This window comes from Burkholderia sp. WP9, assembly GCF_900104795.1.
In the GTDB taxonomy this organism is placed as follows: domain Bacteria; phylum Pseudomonadota; class Gammaproteobacteria; order Burkholderiales; family Burkholderiaceae; genus Paraburkholderia.
Genome location: NZ_FNTG01000001.1, coordinates 2,258,202 through 2,278,527 on the forward strand (window position 1 = coordinate 2,258,202; position 20,326 = coordinate 2,278,527).

The 20,326-nt window shown below is 63.2% G+C and carries 21 protein-coding genes; 10 read left to right on the forward strand and 11 right to left on the reverse strand.

Annotated elements, in window-relative coordinates; genetic code table 11:
• Window positions 1–61 precede the first annotated feature (61 nt).
• The 6 genes from BLW71_RS10050 to BLW71_RS10075 all read right to left on the reverse strand — a co-directional run bounded on the left by BLW71_RS10050 (window position 62) and on the right by BLW71_RS10075 (window position 7,165).
• Window positions 62–1,609 (reverse strand): 2-isopropylmalate synthase, encoded by a 1,548-nt coding sequence (locus tag BLW71_RS10050; RefSeq protein WP_091795889.1) that lies wholly within the window; start codon window positions 1,607–1,609, stop codon window positions 62–64.
• Window positions 1,610–1,989: 380 nt separating this feature from the next.
• Window positions 1,990–2,856: a CDP-diacylglycerol--serine O-phosphatidyltransferase gene (gene pssA / locus BLW71_RS10055; RefSeq protein WP_091795892.1), complete on the reverse strand. Its 867-nt coding sequence runs from the start codon at window positions 2,854–2,856 to the stop codon at window positions 1,990–1,992.
• A 24-nt stretch (window positions 2,857–2,880) separates the two neighbouring features.
• Entirely contained in the window at window positions 2,881–3,519 is a 639-nt protein-coding gene (locus BLW71_RS10060) for a phosphatidylserine decarboxylase (RefSeq protein WP_011487483.1), read from the reverse strand.
• Window positions 3,520–3,649: 130 nt separating this feature from the next.
• Complete coding sequence (gene ilvC / locus BLW71_RS10065) at window positions 3,650–4,666, reverse strand: ketol-acid reductoisomerase (protein ID WP_091795894.1); 1,017 nt, start codon at window positions 4,664–4,666, stop codon at window positions 3,650–3,652.
• Window positions 4,667–4,785: 119 nt separating this feature from the next.
• The gene (ilvN, locus tag BLW71_RS10070) at window positions 4,786–5,277 is read right to left on the reverse strand and encodes an acetolactate synthase small subunit (RefSeq protein WP_091795896.1); all 492 of its coding nucleotides are present in this window, start codon (window positions 5,275–5,277) and stop codon (window positions 4,786–4,788) included.
• 124 nt (window positions 5,278–5,401) lie between these two features.
• Window positions 5,402–7,165 carry an acetolactate synthase 3 catalytic subunit gene (locus BLW71_RS10075; RefSeq protein WP_091795898.1) on the reverse strand — a complete coding sequence of 588 codons (1,764 nt, stop codon included), beginning with the start codon at window positions 7,163–7,165 and terminating at the stop codon, window positions 5,402–5,404.
• A 351-nt stretch (window positions 7,166–7,516) separates the two neighbouring features.
• On the opposite strand from BLW71_RS10075, the gene BLW71_RS10080 reads away from it, so the two are divergent.
• The 10 genes from BLW71_RS10080 to BLW71_RS10125 all read left to right on the forward strand — a co-directional run bounded on the left by BLW71_RS10080 (window position 7,517) and on the right by BLW71_RS10125 (window position 15,242).
• The gene (locus BLW71_RS10080; RefSeq protein WP_054034971.1) at window positions 7,517–8,080 is read left to right on the forward strand and encodes an RNA polymerase sigma factor; all 564 of its coding nucleotides are present in this window, start codon (window positions 7,517–7,519) and stop codon (window positions 8,078–8,080) included.
• Complete coding sequence (locus BLW71_RS10085) at window positions 8,077–8,505, forward strand: DUF3619 family protein (protein ID WP_091795900.1); 429 nt, start codon at window positions 8,077–8,079, stop codon at window positions 8,503–8,505. Before BLW71_RS10080 ends, BLW71_RS10085 begins: the two co-directional genes overlap by 4 nt.
• 16 nt (window positions 8,506–8,521) lie before the next feature.
• The gene (locus BLW71_RS10090; RefSeq protein ID WP_091795903.1) at window positions 8,522–9,286 is read left to right on the forward strand and encodes a DUF3106 domain-containing protein; all 765 of its coding nucleotides are present in this window, start codon (window positions 8,522–8,524) and stop codon (window positions 9,284–9,286) included.
• 12 nt (window positions 9,287–9,298) lie between these two features.
• On the forward strand, window positions 9,299–9,820 hold the full coding sequence (locus BLW71_RS10095; protein WP_091795905.1) for an RDD family protein: 522 nt from the start codon (window positions 9,299–9,301) through the stop codon (window positions 9,818–9,820).
• 434 nt (window positions 9,821–10,254) lie between these two features.
• Window positions 10,255–11,196 (forward strand): UDP-2,3-diacylglucosamine diphosphatase, encoded by a 942-nt coding sequence (locus BLW71_RS10100; RefSeq protein ID WP_091795907.1) that lies wholly within the window; start codon window positions 10,255–10,257, stop codon window positions 11,194–11,196.
• Between the two features lie 36 nt (window positions 11,197–11,232).
• Window positions 11,233–12,264 (forward strand): glycosyltransferase family 4 protein, encoded by a 1,032-nt coding sequence (locus BLW71_RS10105; protein WP_091795909.1) that lies wholly within the window; start codon window positions 11,233–11,235, stop codon window positions 12,262–12,264.
• Window positions 12,265–12,284: 20 nt separating this feature from the next.
• Window positions 12,285–12,953, forward strand: coding sequence for a diacylglycerol kinase (locus BLW71_RS10110; protein ID WP_091800676.1), 669 nt, complete (start codon window positions 12,285–12,287; stop codon window positions 12,951–12,953).
• 205 nt (window positions 12,954–13,158) lie between these two features.
• Window positions 13,159–13,884: a TetR/AcrR family transcriptional regulator gene (locus tag BLW71_RS10115; protein WP_091795911.1), complete on the forward strand. Its 726-nt coding sequence runs from the start codon at window positions 13,159–13,161 to the stop codon at window positions 13,882–13,884.
• A gap of 2 nt (window positions 13,885–13,886) precedes the next feature.
• Complete coding sequence (locus tag BLW71_RS10120) at window positions 13,887–14,471, forward strand: LOG family protein (protein WP_091795914.1); 585 nt, start codon at window positions 13,887–13,889, stop codon at window positions 14,469–14,471.
• Between the two features lie 24 nt (window positions 14,472–14,495).
• Complete coding sequence (locus BLW71_RS10125) at window positions 14,496–15,242, forward strand: SDR family oxidoreductase (protein WP_091795917.1); 747 nt, start codon at window positions 14,496–14,498, stop codon at window positions 15,240–15,242.
• A 26-nt stretch (window positions 15,243–15,268) separates the two neighbouring features.
• Here the strand turns inward: BLW71_RS10125 and BLW71_RS10130 are convergent, their stop codons facing one another.
• From BLW71_RS10130 to sugE, 5 genes are all read right to left on the reverse strand, one after another.
• Window positions 15,269–15,904: a DUF924 family protein gene (locus tag BLW71_RS10130; RefSeq protein ID WP_091795920.1), complete on the reverse strand. Its 636-nt coding sequence runs from the start codon at window positions 15,902–15,904 to the stop codon at window positions 15,269–15,271.
• Complete coding sequence (locus BLW71_RS10135; RefSeq protein WP_091795923.1) at window positions 15,897–16,310, reverse strand: group II truncated hemoglobin; 414 nt, start codon at window positions 16,308–16,310, stop codon at window positions 15,897–15,899. The genes BLW71_RS10130 and BLW71_RS10135 overlap by 8 nt, the downstream gene beginning before the upstream one ends.
• Window positions 16,311–16,338: 28 nt before the next feature.
• Complete coding sequence (locus BLW71_RS10140; protein WP_177204996.1) at window positions 16,339–18,921, reverse strand: ABC transporter permease; 2,583 nt, start codon at window positions 18,919–18,921, stop codon at window positions 16,339–16,341.
• On the reverse strand, window positions 18,918–19,529 hold the full coding sequence (locus tag BLW71_RS10145) for a DUF4126 domain-containing protein (RefSeq protein WP_091795925.1): 612 nt from the start codon (window positions 19,527–19,529) through the stop codon (window positions 18,918–18,920). The genes BLW71_RS10140 and BLW71_RS10145 overlap by 4 nt, the downstream gene beginning before the upstream one ends.
• A 259-nt stretch (window positions 19,530–19,788) precedes the next feature.
• The gene (sugE, locus tag BLW71_RS10150; protein WP_091795928.1) at window positions 19,789–20,109 is read right to left on the reverse strand and encodes a quaternary ammonium compound efflux SMR transporter SugE; all 321 of its coding nucleotides are present in this window, start codon (window positions 20,107–20,109) and stop codon (window positions 19,789–19,791) included.
• Between the last annotated feature and the right edge of the window lie 217 nt (window positions 20,110–20,326).

Genomic DNA, 20,326 nt, shown 5'->3' on the forward strand with positions numbered 1-20,326 from the left:
GGCTTTTGCGATTCAAACGACGAACCGGCGTCGCGCCGTCAGCGCGCTGCCTTCAGCTCACTCACTCCGAACGCTGCGGATTCAACTTGTCCACGTTCGAATACAGCTTGTTGAGCGCCGAGATATACGCTTTCGCGGAAGCCGCGACGATATCCGGATCGGTGCCCACGCCGTTGACGATGCGCCCACTCTTCGACAAACGCACGGTCACTTCGCCTTGCGCCTGCGTGCCGGTGGTGATCGCATTCACCGAGTACAGCAGCAGTTCCGAGCCGCTGCCCACTTCCGTTTCGATCGCGTTCAACGTGGCGTCGACCGGGCCGTTGCCGCGCGCTTCGCCGGTCACTTCCTTGCCTTCCACCGAGAACACGATCTTCGCGTGCGGCTGCTCGCCGGTTTCCGAATGTTGCGACAGCGACAGGAACTTGTAGTGCTCCTTCTCCTGCGCCTCGGCGGATTCTTCCGTGACGATCGCGATAATGTCTTCGTCGAAGATTTCCGACTTGCGGTCGGCCAGTTCCTTGAAGCGTGCAAACGCCGTGTTCAGTTCCGCTTCGCTATCCAGCGCGATGCCCAATTCCTGCAGACGCTGCTTGAATGCGTTACGACCCGACAGCTTGCCGAGCACGATCTTGTTCGCGCTCCAGCCCACGTCTTCGGCGCGCATGATTTCGTAGGTGTCGCGCGCCTTCAGCACGCCGTCCTGGTGGATGCCTGACGCGTGCGCGAACGCATTCGCGCCGACCACCGCCTTGTTCGGCTGCACGACGAAACCGGTGATCTGCGACACCAGCTTCGAAGCCGGCACGATCTGCGTAGTATCGAGACCGATATCGAGGCCGAAATAATCTTTGCGGGTCTTCACGGCCATCACGATTTCTTCGAGCGACGTGTTGCCCGCGCGCTCGCCAAGGCCGTTGATCGTGCACTCGACCTGACGCGCACCGCCGATCTGCACGCCGGCCAACGAATTCGCCACCGCCATGCCGAGGTCGTTATGGCAATGCACCGAGAACACAGCCTTATGCGAGTTCGGAATGCGCTCGCGCAGCGTTTTCACGAGCTGACCGTACAACTCCGGCACGCCGTAACCGACCGTATCCGCGATGTTGATGGTGGTCGCGCCTTCGGCAATCACCGCTTCCAGCACGCGGCACAGAAAGTCCATGTCCGAGCGGCTGCCGTCTTCGGGGGAGAACTCGACGTCGTCGGTGAATTTGCGGGCGAAGCGCACCGCCAGCTTTGCCTGCTCGAACACCTGGTCCGGCGTCATGCGCAGCTTCTTTTCCATGTGCAACGGCGAGGTTGCAATGAACGTGTGGATGCGGAAGTGATCGGCGGGTTTGAGCGCGTCGGCCGCGCGCTGAATGTCTTTGTCGTTCGCGCGGGCAAGCGAACAGATCGTGCTGTCCTTGATCAGGCCCGCGATTGTTTGGATCGCGTCGAAATCGCCATTCGAGCTTGCCGCGAAGCCTGCTTCGATCACGTCCACCTTCATCCGTTCCAACTGCTTCGCGATACGGATTTTTTCTTCTTTCGTCATCGACGCGCCGGGCGATTGTTCGCCGTCTCGCAACGTGGTGTCGAATATGATCAGTTTGTCGGACATGTCGAGTCTCCTGCGGAGTCGTTCAATGGTGGGGATGGGATAGTGGAATTCGGTTGTCTGCGCTAGCGCTGGCAATACTCGATCACAGACGAGACAGACGGAGGGCAAAAACGGTCAGCGCGGCAAAAAGGCCCTGCTCTCTGCTAACAGCGCGGCAGACGCCCCGGCACTGGCATGTTCAATGGCACGTCAAGGCGCGTAGTGCGACTCCACAAGGAACGTGAACGCAGTCATCCAACGACTATAGCGGCATTCCCGCCGCCACGCAATTGGCGCCGGACCCGCTTGCCGGCGCCGCCAGACGGGCTCGCCAAACGAAAAACGGCAGCCCGAAGGCCGCCGTTTGATCGTGTGTTTCAACCCGTTGCGCTAGCGACCGATTACCTGTCGCGCGCCACCGACCGAGCCGGGTTGGCCCTGCCGCGTAACGCCTGATAACCCCAGAACACGTAGCCGGACAGGCCGTAAAGCACGAACAGGCCGAACAGCATCAGCGGCGGGTCGGAGGACACCAGCACGAAAGCGACCACCACCAGCAGAATCACGCCGAATGGCACGCGATGCCGCACGTCGAGCGCCTTGCCGCTATAGAACGGCGCGTTCGACACCATCGTCACGCCGGCGTAGATGGTCAGCACGAAGGCGACCCAAGGCAGCCAGACCAGCTTGAGCGGCACGCGGTTGTCCGTGGCGAGCCACACGAAACCGGCTATCAGCGCCGCCGCGGCCGGGCTCGGCATGCCCTGGAAGAAACGCTTGTCAACCACGCCGATGTTCGTGTTGAAGCGCGCGAGACGCAATGCCGCACCCGAACAGTAGACGAACGCCGCAAGCCAGCCCCAGCGGCCGAGGTCCTTCAGAATCCACTCGTACATGACGAGCGCCGGCGCCACGCCGAACGACACCATGTCGGAGAGGCTGTCGAACTGCTCGCCGAACGCGCTTTGCGTATGCGTCATGCGGGCGACGCGGCCGTCCATGCCGTCGAGCACCATGGCCACGAAGATCGCGATGGCCGCGACCTCGAAGCGCACATTCATGGCCTGCACCACGGCAAAGAAGCCGCAGAACAGCGCCGCCGTGGTAAATGCGTTCGGCAGCAGATAAATGCCGCGCTTTCTCAGGAACTGCTGGCGCTGCGCGCGCCGGCTGTCGACCGCCGACTCCGTCACCATCGGCTTGTTACGGCGGAACGGACGCGGAAGCGGTCCGCTGTTACGGGGTCGACGCGGTTTGAATGCGGCCATTCGGAAAACCTCCTTGGTGCCGCTTTATAGTTCAGCGAGGATCGTGGACGACGCGGAAACCTTTTCGCCAATCGACACGCGCGGACGGCTGCCCACCGGCAGATACACGTCGACGCGCGAACCGAAGCGGATAAATCCGTAACGCTGACCACGGGTGAGCGGCTCACCTGCCCGTACGTAGCAAAGAATGCGCCGCGCGATCAAACCGGCGATCTGCACCGACGTCACGGTCTGGCCGCCGGCCGTTTCGATCACGATCGCATTGCGTTCGTTTTCGGTGGAAGCCTTGTCCACCGCGGCATTCAGATACGCACCCGGGAAATATTCGACCTTGGAGATCGCGCCGTCCACCGGCGAGCGTTGCGAGTGGACGTTGAAGACGTTCATGAACACGCTGATCTTCAGCGCTTCACGATTGGCATACGGATCGTGCGCGGTTTCGACTGCGACGATACGGCCGTCGGCCGGGCACAGCACGGCATTCGCCTGCGTGGGGATCGGGCGTGCCGGGTCGCGGAAGAACTGCACGACGAAAATCAACAGCAGCCAGAACAGCCATGAAACGCCGAATCCCGCGAAGAAGTGAATCAGGAGTGCAACGACGGCCGCGATGGCGATGAACGGCCAGCCTTCTCGCGCGATGATCGGATGTGGGTAATTCATGAATGGCTTCTGTGTTTTTGTAAAACCGTAGGATAGCAAAAGCCGCCCAGGGTTCAGCACCCTTGGACGGCTTTTTGATCTGTCCGGTTGTTACGGCATAGCGCCGCACCGGACATCAGCGTGAATCAGCTTAGTTCTTCGACTGGTCGACCAACTTGTTCTTCGCGATCCACGGCATCATTGCGCGCAGCTTCGAACCGACCTGTTCGATCTGGTGCTCGGCCGTCAGACGGCGGCGCGATTGCAGCGTCGGTGCGCCGGCCTTGTTTTCGAGGATGAAGCTCTTTGCGTACTCGCCCGTTTGAATGTCGGTCAGCACAGCCTTCATCGCCTTCTTCGTTTCAGCCGTCACGATACGCGGACCCGTCACGTACTCGCCGTATTCGGCGTTGTTCGAGATCGAGTAGTTCATGTTCGCGATGCCGCCTTCGTAGATCAGGTCGACGATCAGCTTCAGTTCGTGCAGGCATTCGAAGTACGCCATTTCCGGCGCGTAGCCTGCTTCCACCAGCGTTTCGAAGCCGGCCTTGATCAGGTCGACCGTACCGCCGCACAGCACGGCTTGTTCGCCGAACAGGTCGGTTTCCGTTTCTTCGCGGAAGTTCGTTTCGATGATGCCGGCACGGCCGCCGCCGTTCGCCGCAGCGTATGACAGCGCGATGTCACGTGCTGCGCCCGACTTGTCCTGCGCGACAGCGATCAGGTGCGGCACGCCGCCACCTTGCGAGTAGGTGCCGCGAACCGTGTGGCCCGGCGCCTTCGGCGCGATCATGATCACGTCGAGGTCGGCACGCGGAATCACCTGGCCGTAGTGAACGTTGAAGCCGTGTGCGAACGCAAGCGCTGCGCCTTGCTTGGCGTTAGCGTGCACTTCCTTCGCATAGACTTCGGCGATCTGCTCGTCCGGCAGCAGCATCATGACCACGTCTGCGCCCTTGACGGCTTCCGCCACTTCCTTGACTTGCAGGCCGGCGTTCTCAGCCTTGCTCCACGATGCGCCGCCCTTGCGCAGACCGACCGTGATGTTCACGCCGCTTTCCTTCAGGTTCAGCGCGTGCGCATGGCCTTGCGAGCCATAGCCGATGATGGTGACTTGCTTGCCCTTGATGAGGGAGAGGTCGGCGTCCTTGTCGTAGAAAACTTTCATGTCGGTTCCTTGGCTAAATTCGATGATTCAGTGAGATTCAAATACTGCATATAGTTGTTGCTGGCCGGGTTCTTAAAGGCACTGCCCGGCCTGGATCGAGACGGTTGAACGCTCGCGCGTCACACCTTCAGAATGCGCTCGCCGCGACCGATACCCGAGCTGCCCGTACGGACCGTCTCGAGAATCGCCGTAGCGTCGAGCCCTTCGATGAAGGCATCGAGCTTCTCGCTCGCGCCCGTCAGTTCGATCGTGTAGGTCTTTTCAGTGACGTCGATGATGCGGCCGCGGAAAATATCCGACATCCGCTTCATCTCCTCACGTTCCTTGCCGACCGCCCTCACCTTGATCAACATCAGCTCGCGCTCGATGTGGGCGCCCTCGGTAAGGTCGACCACTTTCACCACCTCGATCAGGCGGTTCAGATGCTTCGTGATCTGTTCGATCACGTCGTCCGAGCCAATGGAGACGATGGTCATGCGCGACAGCGAACGGTCTTCGGTCGGAGCCACCGTCAAGGTTTCAATGTTGTAGCCGCGTGCCGAGAAGAGACCAACCACGCGTGATAACGCGCCCGGTTCGTTTTCCAGCAGGACGGAAATAATGTGTCTCATGTTTCGCTTCTTCCAGATGTTTTGTCGATGTCTGCGAACGGTTCGCGCCGCTTCGTCCGCAGCTCGCCTTTCATGAAGGCGCGCAGGACGAAGCCAACGCGGCGTTTAACTCAACGCGCCGTCGTTATAGATCTTCCGAACCCATGAGCATCTCGGTGATGCCCTTGCCGGCCTGAACCATCGGCCAGACGTTTTCGGTCGGATCGGTCTGGAAATCGAGAAACACCGTGCGATCTTTCAGGCGCAGCGCTTCCTTGAGCGCCGGTTCCACATCTGCCGTGCGTTCGATACGCATGCCGACATGGCCGTACGCTTCGGCGAGCTTCACGAAATCCGGCAGCGCATCCATGTACGAATGCGAATAGCGCTTGCTGTATTCGATCTGCTGCCACTGGCGCACCATGCCCAGATAGCGGTTGTTCAGCGAAATGATCTTCACCGGAGTCTCATACTGCTTGCAGGTGGAGAGCTCCTGAATGCACATCTGGATCGAGCCTTCGCCCGTGATACAGAGCACGTCGTCGTCCGGGTGCGCCATCTTCACGCCCATCGCCGCCGGCAGGCCGAAGCCCATCGTGCCGAGACCACCGGAGTTGATCCAGCGGCGCGGCTTGTTGAAGCGATAGAACTGCGCCGCCCACATCTGGTGCTGGCCGACGTCGGAACACACGAAGGCATTGCCGTCGGTCAGTTCCCACGCCTTTTCCACCACGTACTGCGGCTTGATGATGTCGCTCTTGCGGTCGAACTTGAGGCAGTCTTTCGCGCGCCAGGCTTCGATGTCCTTCCACCAGTCGGCGAGCGCCGCGGTGTCCGGGCCATGCTCGGCCGTTTGCAGCTGCTCGATCAGCTCCTTCAGCACTTCCTTCACGTCGCCGACAATCGGAATGTCGACCTTGACGCGCTTGGAGATGGAGGACGGATCGATGTCGATATGGATGATCTTGCGCGGACGCGATGCGAAGTGCGCCGGGTCGCCGATCACACGGTCGTCGAAACGCGCGCCGATCGCGATCAGCACGTCGCAGTGCTGCATCGCCATGTTGGCTTCGTACGTGCCGTGCATACCGAGCATGCCGAGGAATTTCTTGTCGCTCGCGCGGTAGCCGCCCAAACCCATCAACGTATTGGTGACCGGGTAGCCGAGCAGATCGGCGAACTGGTTCAGCTCACGCGATGCGTCCGCGAGAATGATGCCGCCGCCGGTATAGATGTACGGACGCCTGGCCGACAACAACAGCGAGACCGCTTTGCGAATCTGGCCGGAGTGGCCCTTCGTGACCGGGTTATACGAGCGCAGCGAAACCGTTTTGAGCGGTTCGTACTGGCACGGCGCCTTCGACACGTCTTTCGGGATGTCGATCAGCACCGGGCCGGGACGGCCAGTACGAGCAATGTAGAAGGCTTTCTTGACGGTGGCGGCGAGGTCGCGCACGTCCTTCACGAGGAAGTTGTGCTTCACGCAGGGACGCGTGATACCAACCGTGTCGCACTCCTGGAACGCATCCTGGCCGATCGCGGCAGTCGGCACCTGGCCGCTGATCACCACCATCGGGATCGAATCCATGTACGCGGTGGCAATGCCCGTCACCGCATTGGTGACGCCGGGGCCGGAGGTCACGAGGCACACACCGACCTTGCCGGTGGAACGCGCGTAGGCGTCGGCGGCGTGGACCGCGGCCTGCTCGTGGCGCACGAGGACGTGCTGGAATTTGTCCTGCTTGTAAAGCTCGTCGTAAATGTAGAGTACCGAGCCGCCGGGATAGCCCCAGACAAACTCGACGTCTTCGTCGGCCAGTGCCTTCATGAGCACGGTGGCGCCGATAGAGTCAGCTTCGGGATGGGGGGTCGTATCCGACGTGGAGAATTCCGCGCTGGGCATATTCATTTATTCACCTTTCGAATTTTCGGCAAAAAATTGATCGGGTGCTCTCTGCCGGGCTTGTGGCTCGGGTTCAAGCGGCGCGTCCAGTTGACAGGTGAGCTTCTTGGGCCACACCTCAATGAGACAAGTCACTTATGTTGCGAACCAGCGACGATATCTGCAGACGCCCGCGCGGTCAAGCAAATATTGCCTGAGCACGCCGCACCGAACTCTCGATATTGACCGAAAGGCTGTTATGGAGATGCAAGCTGAATCACGTTTCGCCCCAGCGACGCAAAAGTTTGTTAGCATCCGCGAGTTTTACGACATTTTTCGACCGATTACGCGCACGCTCGCTGCGCCGACCCCCAACGGATGGCATCAGACAAGGAACTCGCCGATTTTCTGGCGGGCGTCGAAAGGCGCGCATTCAAGCAGACGGTCTACGCCGTGCGGGACGACGACGCCTCGCTCGACATCGTGCAGGACGCGATGATCAAGCTCGCCGAAAAATACGGCGACCGTCCGGCGGCCGAACTTCCGCTCCTGTTTCAGCGTATTCTCCAGAATGCGATGCACGACTATTTCCGTCGTGCCAAAGTGCGCAATACTTGGGTTAGTCTCTTTTCGTCGCTCGGCAACGCCGACGACGACGAATTCGACCCCCTCGAAACCTTCGAGGCGCAGCAAGGCTCGGCGGGCTCCGAGAGCAACGAACAGAAACTCGAACGCGAACAGGTTCTGCAGTTAATCGACGACGAGATCCAAAAGTTACCGGCACGTCAACGGGAGGCGTTTCTCATGCGTTATTGGGAGGATATGGATGTCGCCGAGACTGCCGCCGCAATGGGCTGCTCCGAAGGCAGTGTGAAAACGCACTGCTCGCGGGCCACTCACACGCTGGCGCAAGCGCTCAAGGCCAAAGGAATCACGCTATGAGCTCCCTAGAAACCAAAGAACTCGAGTTCGCCCGCCAGGTGCGCCGCGCGCTCGACGAAAACGCCGCCAGCATTCCGTCCGCCACTGTCGATCGACTCGCCGCGGCGCGCCACGCCGCGCTCGCCCGCAAGAAGCCCGAACCCGTGAGCGCGCCCGTGTTCGTGCCGGCCCTTGCCGGCGCGGGTATGCCTGCCGGCTTGCCGCCAGCCGAACTGCCGCAGCGCCGCCGTTCGCCGCTGCGCCGCTTCGCGCTTGCGTGGCCGCTCGTCGCGCTGGTGGTCAGCCTCGTGGGGATCGCTTACTGGGAGGACCAGCAACGCACCGCCGAGCTCGCCGATATCGATGCCGCCATGTTAAGCGACGACCTGCCGCTCAATGCCTATCTCGACCACGGTTTCAACGCGTACCTTTCACGCGCCCACTGAGCGGGAGATTTCTCGGGTGAGTTACAAGCGCGGCCTGGCCGTTGTTTTCGGATGCACGATCGCGGCCCTGGTGTCGTTCGCCGCGACATATCCGCGCTTTTACCCGGGTCCGTCGACCGTCAGCGCGCCCGTCGCGGGCGGCAACGCCACCGCCAAGGCGCCCGCGCCCACGCCCACGCTCGCCGTCGAATTGCCGAGCCTGCCCGGCAGCAACAGCCCAATGGCGTGGACGCGCCTGACTTCCGCCGAGCATATCGCGCTCGCGCCGTTCGAAGCCCAATGGGATTCGTTTAGCGACGAACGCAAGCGCAAATGGATCAAGATCGCGTCGCGTTACCCGAAGATGTCGCCCGATGCGCAAAAACGCCTACACGAGCGCATGACTGAGTGGACCCGCATGACGCCCGATCAGCGGCGTGTCGCGCGAGAAAACTATCAGGTGTCGAAGGAATTGCCGCGCGAAGCCCGGCAGAACGCGTGGAAGGCCTATCAGCAATTGCCCGAAGAGCAGAAGGAACGGCTCGCCGCCAGCGAGCGCAAACGGCGGCCGAGCGTCGTCAGTGCGCCGCCCTCGGGCCGCAGTGAGATCAAGGGACTCGATCGGCTCGTGAATGCGCGTGAGCACGGCGCGAGCGGCGCCGCAGCCGTGAGCGCCGCGGCGGCCGCGTCGTTGCCGAGCCCGGCCGCCGCGCCGCCGATTCCCGCCGCCGGCAGCTTCGTGCCCGCTACGCCGCTGCCGGTTTCGCCGGCTGAAGCGCCGTCGATCTTCAACGGCTCCTGATCGGGCCCCACTGTGTCCCAGCCGCTTTCGACCCCTGCATTGCCCGCTGATGCAACCGGCAATGCGCCCACCGTAAGGCGGCGTCTCGCAGCGCTGCTGTACGAAGCGCTGATTCTGTTCGGCGTGGTGTTCATCGCTGGATATCTGTTCAGCACCCTGACCCAGCAACGCAACGGGCTGACCCATCACAACCTGCTGGCCGCATGGATCGGGCTCGTGGTCGGCGTGTACTTCGTCTGGTTCTGGACCCACAGCGGCCAGACCCTGCCGATGAAAACCTGGCGTCTGCGAGTCGTCGCCGCCGACGGCGCGCCGCTCTCCACCGGTCGTGCCATAACCCGCTACGTGCTTGCGTGGCTGTGGTTTTTACCGCCGCTCGCGCTGCATCCGCTGCTCGGTCTCAAGCTGCCGCAGACGCTCACGATCGCAGGCATCTGGTTCGTGTTGTGGGCCGCCACCGGGCGCGTCGATTCGCAACGCCAGTTTCTGCACGATCGCCTCGCCGGCACTCGGGTCGTTAGCGTCTCCGGTTGAGCGGTTGAACCCGACGGGCAATTCTTTCGCTCTCCTGTTGGACCGGCGCCACATCGTGCGATCTGCAACGGCGGTTCTTTTGATGCGTTGATTTCCGCCGCCCGCGCTTTGCCGCTTCTCCCGCTGCACCGCCTCTCGCCCTTTGCCGAGTCTCCCGCTTCGCCACCTTTCGCCCTTTTCTGCGTCTCCCGCTGCACCGCCTCTCTCCCTCCGCCCTGTCTCCCGCTCCGCCACCTCTCGCCCTCCGCTGCGTCTCGCGCTTCACAGACCATCGCACCTCACACCAATTCGATTTCACTGCATCCTCCGCTTCGCATCTCACACCCCACCGCCCCCTCTCCCCGCGTCCGCAGTAATAAGAACTTCTCATGACTGTCACGGCACAGTCACGCGCGCCCGGCCCAATACGGGCACCGCAACTCGACGCGTGAGCCATGGACCCCAAAACGTCCGCGACTTCCCTGTTCCGCCAGACCGGCCCGAGCGTCGACCCCGTCGCGTTCCTCCCGGAACCCAACCATAGCCACGGACGGCCGTTGCCCGTGGCGCCATTGCCACTCGATGCCAACGCCGGCCAGCACGACGACGACCACGCCGCGCCGCACCGCTACCGCACCATCTGGCTCTCCGACATCCATCTCGGTTCGAGCGGCTGCCAGGCGCCCTATCTGCTCGATTTCCTGCGCCATAACGAATCGGAGTATCTGTACCTCGTGGGCGACATCATCGACGGCTGGCAGTTGAAGAAAGGCTGGTACTGGCCGCAGGCGCACAACGACGTCGTGCAGAAGGTGCTGCGCAAGGCGCGCAAAGGCACCCAGGTGATCTACGTGCCCGGCAATCACGACGAAGCCGCGCGCCAGTTCTGCGACCTCGCGTTCGGCGACATCCACGTGCGCGGCGAGGCGTTTCACACCACGCTCGCCGGCAAGCGTCTGTGGATCGTGCACGGCGATCTGTTCGACGGCGTGATCCAGCACGCCAAGTGGCTCGCCTATCTCGGCGACACGCTCTACACCATGATCCTGATCCTGAACCGCTGGTTCAACCGGATCCGCAGCCGGCTCGGTTTTCCGTACTGGTCGCTATCGCAGTACCTGAAGCATCAGGTGAAGAACGCGGTGAATTTCATCTCGTCGTTCGAACGCGTGATGACCGACGAAGCGCGCCGCCGCGGCTGCGACGGCGTGGTCTGCGGGCACATCCACAAAGCCGAGATACGCGATATCGACGGCGTCCTGTATTGCAACGACGGCGACTGGGTCGAAAGTTTGTCCGCACTCGTCGAGACGTATGAAGGCGAACTCAAGGTGATCTACTGGACCGTGGTGCGCTCCCCGGAAATGGGCGTGCAAAAGGCCCGGGCGACCGCGTAGTCCCTGCTTGTTAACTTCTCTATTGGGCCGAAACCGATGAAGATCATGATCGTCACCGACGCATGGGAACCGCAGGTCAATGGCGTCGTACGCACGCTGAAAAACACCACGCGCGAACTCAGCGCACTCGGCCACCGCGTCGATCTGCTGACGCCGCTCGAGTTCAAGACGATCCCTTGCCCGACCTATCCGGAGATCCGTCTGTCGCTGCTGCCGCGCCGCAAGCTGCGCCAGCGTATCGACGCATTCGCGCCCGACGCCTTGCATATCGCCACGGAAGGTCCGCTCGGCATGGCCGCGCGCGCCTATGCGATTCAGCACAAGCTGCCGTTCACGACCGCTTATCACACGCGTTTTCCGGAGTATGTGCAGGCGCGCTTCGGCATTCCGCTCGCCGCGACCTACAAGTTCCTGCACTGGTTTCACAAGCCGTCGCTGTCCGTGATGGCGCCCACGCCGGTCGTCAAGAGCGACCTGGAGAAATTCGGCTTCACCAACGTCGTGCTGTGGACGCGCGGCGTCGACCTGGACATCTTTCACCAGATGGACTCGAAGGTGCTCAATACCGCCCGGCCGATCTTTCTGTATGTGGGACGTGTGGCGGTCGAGAAAAACGTCGAGGCGTTTCTTAAGCTCGATCTGCCCGGCTCGAAGTGGGTGGCCGGTGAAGGCCCGGCGCTCGCCGAACTGAAGTCGCGCTATCCGCAAGCGAATTATCTGGGCGTGCTCACGCAGGCCGAACTGGCGAAGGTCTATGCGGCCGCTGACGTGTTCGTGTTCCCGAGCCGTACCGACACGTTCGGGCTCGTGCTGCTCGAAGCGCTCGCCTGCGGCACGCCCGTCGCGGCATATCCGGTCACCGGTCCGATCGACGTGCTCGGCGACGGCGGCGCCGGCGCGATGCACGAGGACCTGCGCGAAGCTTGCCTGGAAGCCCTGAAGATCGATCGCAACCATGCGCGCGCGTGGGCCGAACGCTTCTCGTGGGCGGCGGCCTCCGAGCAGTTCGCCGCGCATCTGAAGCCACTTCCGCGCGCAACGTACCGCGAGGAAAGCGCCGCCGCATGACGCGGCGCGCCGAGCTGTCCATGCGAACCAGAACCTCTCCTGTGGCCCGCGCGTCGAACGGCGCGCTGCGCGCCGTCGATACCGACAGCACCGCCAGCATCGAACCGTTCGACGACGTGAGCGAACCAGGCACGCCGAATCATGCAGATCACGCGCATGGTTTGGACGGCATGAATGGCACGCGCGTGGCGAACAACATGCGACACGCCCCGCCACGCGACGCACAAGACGAAACGCAGCACGACGCGCAGCACGAACCGCTCAGCCCCGACGATCCGCTCGCGCCGCTGCCCTTCAATCCGTACAAGGGCAATCGCGGCGTCACGCGCGCCTGGCACGCGATGAAAAATTCGCTCGCCGGATTTCGCGTCGCGATCCGCGAGGAAAGCGCGTTTCGCCAGGAACTCACGCTCGCCGCGATCCTGATTCCGTGCGGCGTGCTGGTGCCGGTCGATCCGGTATCGCGCGTGTTGCTGCTCGGCTCCGTGCTGCTGGTGCTGATCGTCGAGTTGCTGAATTCGAGCGTCGAAGCGGCTATCGACCGCATTTCGCTCGAACGCCACGAACTCTCGCGACGCGCGAAGGATCTCGGCAGCGCGGCCGTGATGGTCGCGCTCGGCATGTGCCTGATGACGTGGCTTTTGATCGTCGGGCCGCTCGTGGTGCAGTGGCTCAAGGCATGGCTGTGAAGCCGCGCCGCGGCCGCTTCGGCGCAGCCGAACCGTAAGCGAACTGTGCGCGAAATCGCCGCGAATAATGAAAACCCTGAGTATTCGCTTGGTATAAGAACGCTCGGTTTATAATCGTTCGATACACCAACCGCGTCCGGGCGGATCACGCAAAGAGCGGCACGCCGCCGTGTGCCCCAGCCCGGCGTAACCAGGGCCGGACGACATGGAAGCCAAACCTCCCCGCCGCACGCGCGAACGGATTCTCGAACTCTCGTTGAAGCTGTTCAACGAAATCGGCGAGCCGAACGTCACGACGACGACGATCGCCGAGGAAATGGAAATCAGTCCAGGCAACCTGTACTACCACTTCCGCAACAAAGACGACATCATCAACAGCATCTTCAGCCAGTTCGAGCAGGAGATCGAAAAGCGTCTGCGTTTTCCCGACGACCATCGCGCGACCATCGACGAAATGTGGTCGTATCTGCAGTACATGGTCGATTTCACCTGGCGCTATCGCTTCCTGTATCGTGATCTGAACGATCTGCTGGCGCGCAATCGCACGCTCGAAACGCACTTCAAGCAGATCATCAGCCACAAGGTGCGTTTTGCGAGCCAGTTCTGCGAGCAGCTCGTTGCCGACGGCGAAATGGTCGCCACGCCTGAAGAACTGCACGTGATCGCCACCAACGTCGGCGTGATCGGCACGTATTGGCTCTCGTATCAGTTCGTGATGAACCCGCGCAAATACAACGAGCAGGAGGCGATTCGCGCGGAGCTGCATCAGGTGAGCGTGCAGATCGTCTCGTTGATGGCGCCTTATCTGCGCGGCCGCTCGCGGCAGATTTTCGACGACCTCGTGTCGGGCAAACTGCCCAAGCGCGAGTTTTACGACTACCTGCCGCCCAAGGAAGGCGCCGCGCCCCGCAACGAACCGAAGGACGCTTGAGCATGAAGTCGGTGTGTGTGTATTGCGGCTCCTCCAACGGGGCTAAACCGTTGTATGCCGAAGCGGCGCGCGCCTTTGGCCGCGCGCTGGTGCAAGCCGATCTGGCGCTCGTCTACGGCGGCGGCAAGGTCGGTCTGATGGGCGTGATCGCCGACACCGTGATGGCCGAAGGCGGCCGCGCGATCGGCGTGATTCCCGAACTGCTGGTCAGCAAGGAAGTCGGTCACAACGGCCTGACCGAACTGCATGTCGTGCCCGACATGCATCATCGCAAGAAGATGATGGCCGACCTGTCCGACGCGTTCGTCGCGATGCCGGGCGGCGCGGGTACGCTCGAAGAACTGTTCGAGGTCTACACGTGGGCGCAACTCGGCTACCACCAGAAAGCGGTGGCCGTGCTGAACATCGACGGCTTCTATGACCCGCTGATCAATCTGCTGCAGCATACCGTCGAAGAAGGCTTCATGCGCCAGACCTATTTCGACATCCTGCAGATCGACGCCGATCCCGCCGCGTTGATCGGCAAGCTGCAACGCTATCAGCCGCCCGCCAACGACAAATGGGCGATCAAGCGCGACGCGGTCTGACTTTTCCCGAACCATGAGGTTGCGATGACGAAAGCCGTTCTGATCACCGGTGGCAGCCGCGGCATTGGCCGCGCAACCGCGCGTTTGCTGGGTGCGCGCGGCTGGTCCGTCGGCGTGAATTACGCGCAGAATCTCGCGGCAGCGCAAGACACCGCCGCCGATGTGGAACGGGCCGGCGGCCGCGCGTTGACGATCGCCGGCGACGTCGCGAACGAAGCCGACGTGCTGGCCATGTTCGACACGCTTGAACAGAAGCTCGGGCGGCTCGATGCGCTCATCAACAACGCGGGCATCGTCGCGCCGTCCAGCCAACTCGCCGACATGGACCTCGCGCGCCTGAAGCGCATGTTCGACGTCAACGTGCTCGGCGCGTATCTCTGCGCACGCGAAGCCGCGCGGCGCATGTCCACCACGCGTGGCGGCGCGGGCGGCGTGATCGTAAACGTTTCGTCGGCGGCGTCGCGGCTCGGCTCACCGAACGAATATGTCGACTATGCCGGCTCGAAAGGCGCCGTCGACACCATGACGCTCGGCCTCGCCAAGGAACTCGGCCCGCAAGGCGTGCGTGTGAACGCGGTGCGTCCCGGCCTGATCGACACCGAGATCCACGCGAGCGGCGGCAAGCCCGAGCGCGCCGCGCAACTCGGCGCGACCACGCCGTTGGGCCGCCCCGGCACGGCCGGTGAAGTGGCCGAGGCCATCGTCTGGTTGCTGAGCGACGCCGCCTCGTATGTGACGGGCGCACTGCTCGACGTGGCCGGCGGCCGCTAGGCGTTTCGAGCGCGCTGACCGCAAATCTAGAACGATGAACCCGGTTCGCGCAGGAACGCGCTTTCTTCAACCGTCGAAGGACGCCCCAGCAGCGCATTGCGATGCGGAAAGCGCCCGAACCGTTCGATGATTTCCGCGTGCCGCACCGCGGACCGATAATACGACGCGCCGCCCGGTTCAGCTTTCAGCAGTTTGAACAGTCGCAAAGATTCGCGCTGACCGGCGAGCGTCTCGTCGTGTTCGAAAGGCAAATAGGCGAACGCGCGATGATGCGCGCTCGGCAACAAGCGATCGGCGCCGCTTGCGATCATCTGCTGCGCGGTTTGCAATGCCTTGTGGTCGGCCGCGAACGCGCGCGATGTGCCACGATGACAATTGCGGGAAAACTGGTCGAGCACGATGACGAGCGCCAACGCGCCGAGCGGTGTGTCGGCCCAGTGGTCGAGCGTGGATTCGCGTGCCGCATCGATCAGGGTTCCGAAGCGTTCGCGCAGCATCGTGTCGAACGCCGCGTCGCGTGAAAACCAGCGTTTGTGCTGCTTGCCGAACTCGGGTGTGCCCGGCGCGCCGAACCAGCAGTCGAGAACTTCGCGTGCCTGCGGAGGCAGAACGGCATAGTCCGCCGAAGTCGTGCGCGAAGTCTGCCCAACCTCCTCAGCCATTGCGATTGCGCATCCAGTCGGCCGTTTCGAAGAACGAGCCGAGCAAGCGCTCTCTCAGCGGCTCCGCGAGCCCGATATCTTCCATCGCCCACGCCATGCATCTGAGCCACTGATCGCGCTCGCCGGATGCGATCGCGAACGGCAGATGCCGCGCGCGCAGACGCGGATGACCGAAGCGGCTGATGTAATGATCAGGACCGCCCAACCATCCGCATAAAAACCAGAAGAACTTGTCGCGCGAACCGTCGAGCGATTGCGGATGCAACGCCCGGATTCCGGCGAAGTCTGCTTCAAGATCCATCAGATCGTAAAAGCGGTCCACCAGTTCGCGCACGCGCGCCTCGCCGCCCACCAGTTCGAAGGCCGTGGGCTGCGCCGTGGACACTTCGTCGTTCAAATCACTCATACCCACTCACCAACCAGAAAAAAGGAATTCACGCATCCCGCAGCGATTGCAACGCGGGCCGCGCCAGCACATGCCGCAAGCTCAGCCAGCCGCCCACGCCGGCGCACGCGATGCCGGCGGCAATGCCCGCCGGCAAGAGCCAGGGATCGAAGCTCAGATAAAACTCGAACACGCGCGTTGCCAGCACGTAGCCGATAGCCTGCGCGCCCACCGCCGCCATCAGACCCGCCAGCGCGCCCACCGCCACAAACTCGGCGACCTGCACCGAGCGCACCTGACGATGCGACGCACCTAATGCGCGCAGCAGCGCGGATTCTCGCATGCGCTCATCACGCGTGCCGGCGAGCGCCGCGTACAGCACGAGTACACCCGCGGCAAGCGTGAACGCGAACAGGAACTGCACCGCGCCGATCACCTGCTGCAACACGCGCTGCACCTGCGCGAGAATCGGACCGGTATCGATCGCCGTGAGGTTCGGATAAGTGGAGATCAGGCCGTCGATGGTCGACTGCTTCTCCTGCGGCAGATGGAAGCTCGTGATGAACGTCGCCGGAAAATCCTGCAATGCGGCGGGCGGCATCAGCACGAAGAAGTTGACCTTGAACGAACCCCAGTCGAGCTTACGCACACTCGTGACGGGCGCGTCGATCTGCAAGCCGGTCACGTCGAAACGCAGCATGTCGCCGGGCTTCACGTTGATCAGCTTGGCGAGGCCCTGCTCGATCGAAATCTGCGGCGTGGTTGTGTCGCCATACCACGTGCCGGCGGAGAGTCGATTGTCGTCGGGCAACTCGGTGGTGTACGACAGATTGAACTCGCGATCCACGAGACGTTTGGCGTCGTCACCCTTGAACGCATCCGGATTGACCGGCTTGCCGTTGATCGCCGTCAGCCGGCCGCGCACCATCGGCGAAAGCACCGTGCCCGGCACGCCGTGCGTGCTCAGATAGTGTGTGACGGCGTCGCGCTGATCAGGCTGGATATCGATGATGAACTCGTTCGGTGCATCGGGCGGCGTCGATTTGCGCCAGCCGGCCACGAGGTCGTTACGCGTCATCGCAATCAGCAACAGACACATCAGCCCGATGCCGAGCGCGGTGATCTGCAATGCGCTCGCGCTGCTGCGCCGTTCGAGCGATGCCAGTGCGTAGCGCCAGCCGATTCCCGCATTCACGCGCTCGCTGCGCACCACGCGCGCCGCGCCCCACAACGCGAGCCGCGCGATGCACGCGAACACCAGCAGCCCGCCCGCGAAGCCGCCCGCCACGATCCCGCCGAGCTTTAACTCGCCGGCCGCGACGATCAGCAGCGCCGCGAACAGCACGATGCCGAGCGCGTAAGCCGCCCATGCGGTGCGGCCCGCCTCGCCCCATTCACGGCGCAGCACGCGCACCGGCGGCACTCTTGTGAGCGGCAACAGCGGCGGTAACGCGAAGCCCAGCAACAGCACGAGACCGGCCGCGATGCCTTCGAGCGCCGGCCATGCGGTCGGATACGGCAGCGCGACATCGATCAGACTGCCGAGCCACGTGAGCAGCGCGAGGTGCCCCAGATAACCGAGCGCCACACCCAGCGCGCCGCCGATCAACCCGAGCCCCACGAATTCGAGCGTGAAGAGCGCGCGCAGTGTCGCCTGACTGACGCCGAGGCAACGCAGCACCGCGCAGCCGTCCAGATGCCGGCGCATGTATCGATGCGCGGCCATCGCAATCGCCACGGCCGCCAGCAACGCGGTGAGCAGCGAGACGAGCGTGAGGAAGTGACTCGCGCGGTCGAGCGTCTGGCGCACTTGCGGTTGCCCGTCCTGCAACGATTCGAGCGCGACGCCGCGCATCTTGCCGCCGTCCACGCGGTCGTGCGCGAATTGCGCGAAACGCGCCACCGCTTCGTCGGGCCCCGCGACCAGCAAGCGGTACGTCACGCGGCTGCCGTAAGCGATGAGGCCGGTCGACGGCACGTCGTCGGCGCGCAGCATCAGGCGCGGCGAGAAATTGACGAACGAGAAACCGCGGTCGAGTTCGCGCGTGATGACCGCGCCGATCGTGAAATTGCGATTGCCGACTTTCACCGTATCGCCGACATGCACCTTCAGCGCGTCGAGTAACGCCTGATCGACCCACACGACGCCCGGCGGCGGAATCGATCGCGCCGGATAGTCCGCCGCGCCCGGCGCCGAGGCAATGCGCAGCGCGCCGCGCAGCGGATAACCGGGCGACACCGCCTTGATGGCGGCGAGCCGCGAGACCGGCTGCGCGCCGGTCGAGTTGATCATGCTGGGAAAGATCGCCGTGCTGGCGGTGTTCAAACCGAGCGCTTTGGCTTGCCCGGCGAATTGCGGATCGACCGGATGATCGGCCCGCACGATGAAGTCGGCGGCGATCATGCGCCGCGCGTCGCGCTCGAGCCCCTGGTGCAAACGGTCAGCCAGAAAGCCGACACTCGACAAAGCCGCCACGGCCAGCACCAGCGCCAGCAGCAGCATCGTCAATTCGCCCGCGCGCCAGTCGCGCGACGTCATACGAACGGACTGGCGCAACAGATCCCTACCGCCGAACTGCCGCGTCGGCGGTGTCGCCATGCGCGCCGCGGAACCCCGTACCGTATCGCTCAATCGTGCCTGCTCCTGGCAAAGCGCGACACCATGTGCGTCGCCATGCCGCGAAAACCGCCCTGGACCCCACGCCAGAGCCGCGGCAACGCCCAGCCGGCCAGCATCAGGAAGCCCACCATCAACACCAGAAAGAGGAGCGGCACGAACAGCGCGAGCAACATGCCGCCGAACACGAGCCCGTCTTCAGCCGTCGAGGTCACGACATTCGACACCGGTTCCGGCGACAGGTTGATCAGCGCGCGCGTCCCCGCTTTGGCGAGGTGCGCCGTGCCCGCCAGCGTCCCGCCCGCGAGCGCGGCCACGGTCAACAGCGCCGGATCGGCATGGCCGAGCGCACCGGCGGCCAGCACGGCGCCCGCCGGAATGCGGATAAAGGTATGAACCGCGTCCCACAGCGAATCGAACGCGGGAATCTTGTCGGCGAGAAATTCGGTGACAGTCAGCACGCCCGCCACGCCGATCACCCAAGGCGAGGACAATGCGGACAGCGTATCGGGAAGATGAACGAGGCCCAGACGGGCGAACACGCCGGCCAGCAGGACCGTCAGATAGAGGCGCAGACCGCTGCCCCACGAGAGGCCCGCAGCGAGCGAAAGTGATTCAAGCATGGCCGCCTCCGGGCGCGCTGTGCGTGCCGGGCGGCTTCGACGGGCCAATAATGGGGGAGCCGCACCGAAGTCGTCAGACCCGCGCCAAGCCGGCCGCGCCAAATGGGCCGCGGACAATGTCAGGTTGGATTCGATCTCATTATAGCCACGTTAATTCGCAGAACGCAGAGCGGCGAATAAATGGGGAGTTCGATGCGGGCGCGAGCCGGGCGCCGCCGGACTCAACGGATACGTCCGGCGACGGGATCGAATACGGCGCTCAATGCCCGGAAGAGAGCTTCAACCCGATCAGTCCGATCACGATGAGCGAAGCGCTGGCAACCCGGGCGACGGTCAACGCCTCGCCCATCATCACGATCCCGAAGATGAACGCGCCGACTGCGCCGATGCCGGTCCACACCGCGTAGGCCGTGCCGAGCGGCAACTGGCGCATGGCCATGGCGAGCAGTATGAAGCTGCCGAGCGCGGTCACGACCGTGAACACCGAAGGCCAGAGACGAGTGAAACCGTCGGAGGTTTTAAGACCGGCCGCCCAGGCGACTTCGAGCAAACCGGCGATCAACAGAAGAATCCAGGACATGAAACAGCTCCATGGTGAAATGGGGCCGTCCCCGTTCGTGAAACCGCAAGGTCGTCCTTACGAAATGTAATTATACCAGGACCGCCGGTAAGCCGCTGGGAGCGACTCGCGACAAGAGATCGCGCCGGCCGTGGCGGATTCACCACACTGCGCCGCCAGGCTGCGTCAACACACCGCATCACAGTGCGACATCACAGCGCCGCGTCATATCACCGCA

What these genes read in the sequence shown, in the direction of transcription:
- BLW71_RS10115 (WP_091795911.1), top strand. Translation starts at nt 13,159, where the DNA reads ATGGAAGCCAAACCTCCCCGCCGCACGCGCGAACGGATTCTCGAACTC.
- BLW71_RS10110 (WP_091800676.1), top strand. Translation starts at nt 12,285, where the DNA reads ATGCGAACCAGAACCTCTCCTGTGGCCCGCGCGTCGAACGGCGCGCTG.
- BLW71_RS10120 (WP_091795914.1), top strand. Translation starts at nt 13,887, where the DNA reads ATGAAGTCGGTGTGTGTGTATTGCGGCTCCTCCAACGGGGCTAAACCG.
- pssA (WP_091795892.1), bottom strand. Translation starts at nt 2,856, where the DNA reads ATGGCCGCATTCAAACCGCGTCGACCCCGTAACAGCGGACCGCTTCCG.
- BLW71_RS10105 (WP_091795909.1), top strand. Translation starts at nt 11,233, where the DNA reads ATGAAGATCATGATCGTCACCGACGCATGGGAACCGCAGGTCAATGGC.
- BLW71_RS10060 (WP_011487483.1), bottom strand. Translation starts at nt 3,519, where the DNA reads ATGAATTACCCACATCCGATCATCGCGCGAGAAGGCTGGCCGTTCATC.
- BLW71_RS10130 (WP_091795920.1), bottom strand. Translation starts at nt 15,904, where the DNA reads ATGGCTGAGGAGGTTGGGCAGACTTCGCGCACGACTTCGGCGGACTAT.
- BLW71_RS10050 (WP_091795889.1), bottom strand. Translation starts at nt 1,609, where the DNA reads ATGTCCGACAAACTGATCATATTCGACACCACGTTGCGAGACGGCGAA.
- BLW71_RS10100 (WP_091795907.1), top strand. Translation starts at nt 10,255, where the DNA reads ATGGACCCCAAAACGTCCGCGACTTCCCTGTTCCGCCAGACCGGCCCG.
- BLW71_RS10135 (WP_091795923.1), bottom strand. Translation starts at nt 16,310, where the DNA reads ATGAGTGATTTGAACGACGAAGTGTCCACGGCGCAGCCCACGGCCTTC.
- BLW71_RS10085 (WP_091795900.1), top strand. Translation starts at nt 8,077, where the DNA reads ATGAGCTCCCTAGAAACCAAAGAACTCGAGTTCGCCCGCCAGGTGCGC.
- ilvC (WP_091795894.1), bottom strand. Translation starts at nt 4,666, where the DNA reads ATGAAAGTTTTCTACGACAAGGACGCCGACCTCTCCCTCATCAAGGGC.
- BLW71_RS10080 (WP_054034971.1), top strand. Translation starts at nt 7,517, where the DNA reads ATGGCATCAGACAAGGAACTCGCCGATTTTCTGGCGGGCGTCGAAAGG.
- ilvN (WP_091795896.1), bottom strand. Translation starts at nt 5,277, where the DNA reads ATGAGACACATTATTTCCGTCCTGCTGGAAAACGAACCGGGCGCGTTA.
- BLW71_RS10075 (WP_091795898.1), bottom strand. Translation starts at nt 7,165, where the DNA reads ATGAATATGCCCAGCGCGGAATTCTCCACGTCGGATACGACCCCCCAT.
- sugE (WP_091795928.1), bottom strand. Translation starts at nt 20,109, where the DNA reads ATGTCCTGGATTCTTCTGTTGATCGCCGGTTTGCTCGAAGTCGCCTGG.
- BLW71_RS10125 (WP_091795917.1), top strand. Translation starts at nt 14,496, where the DNA reads ATGACGAAAGCCGTTCTGATCACCGGTGGCAGCCGCGGCATTGGCCGC.
- BLW71_RS10145 (WP_091795925.1), bottom strand. Translation starts at nt 19,529, where the DNA reads ATGCTTGAATCACTTTCGCTCGCTGCGGGCCTCTCGTGGGGCAGCGGT.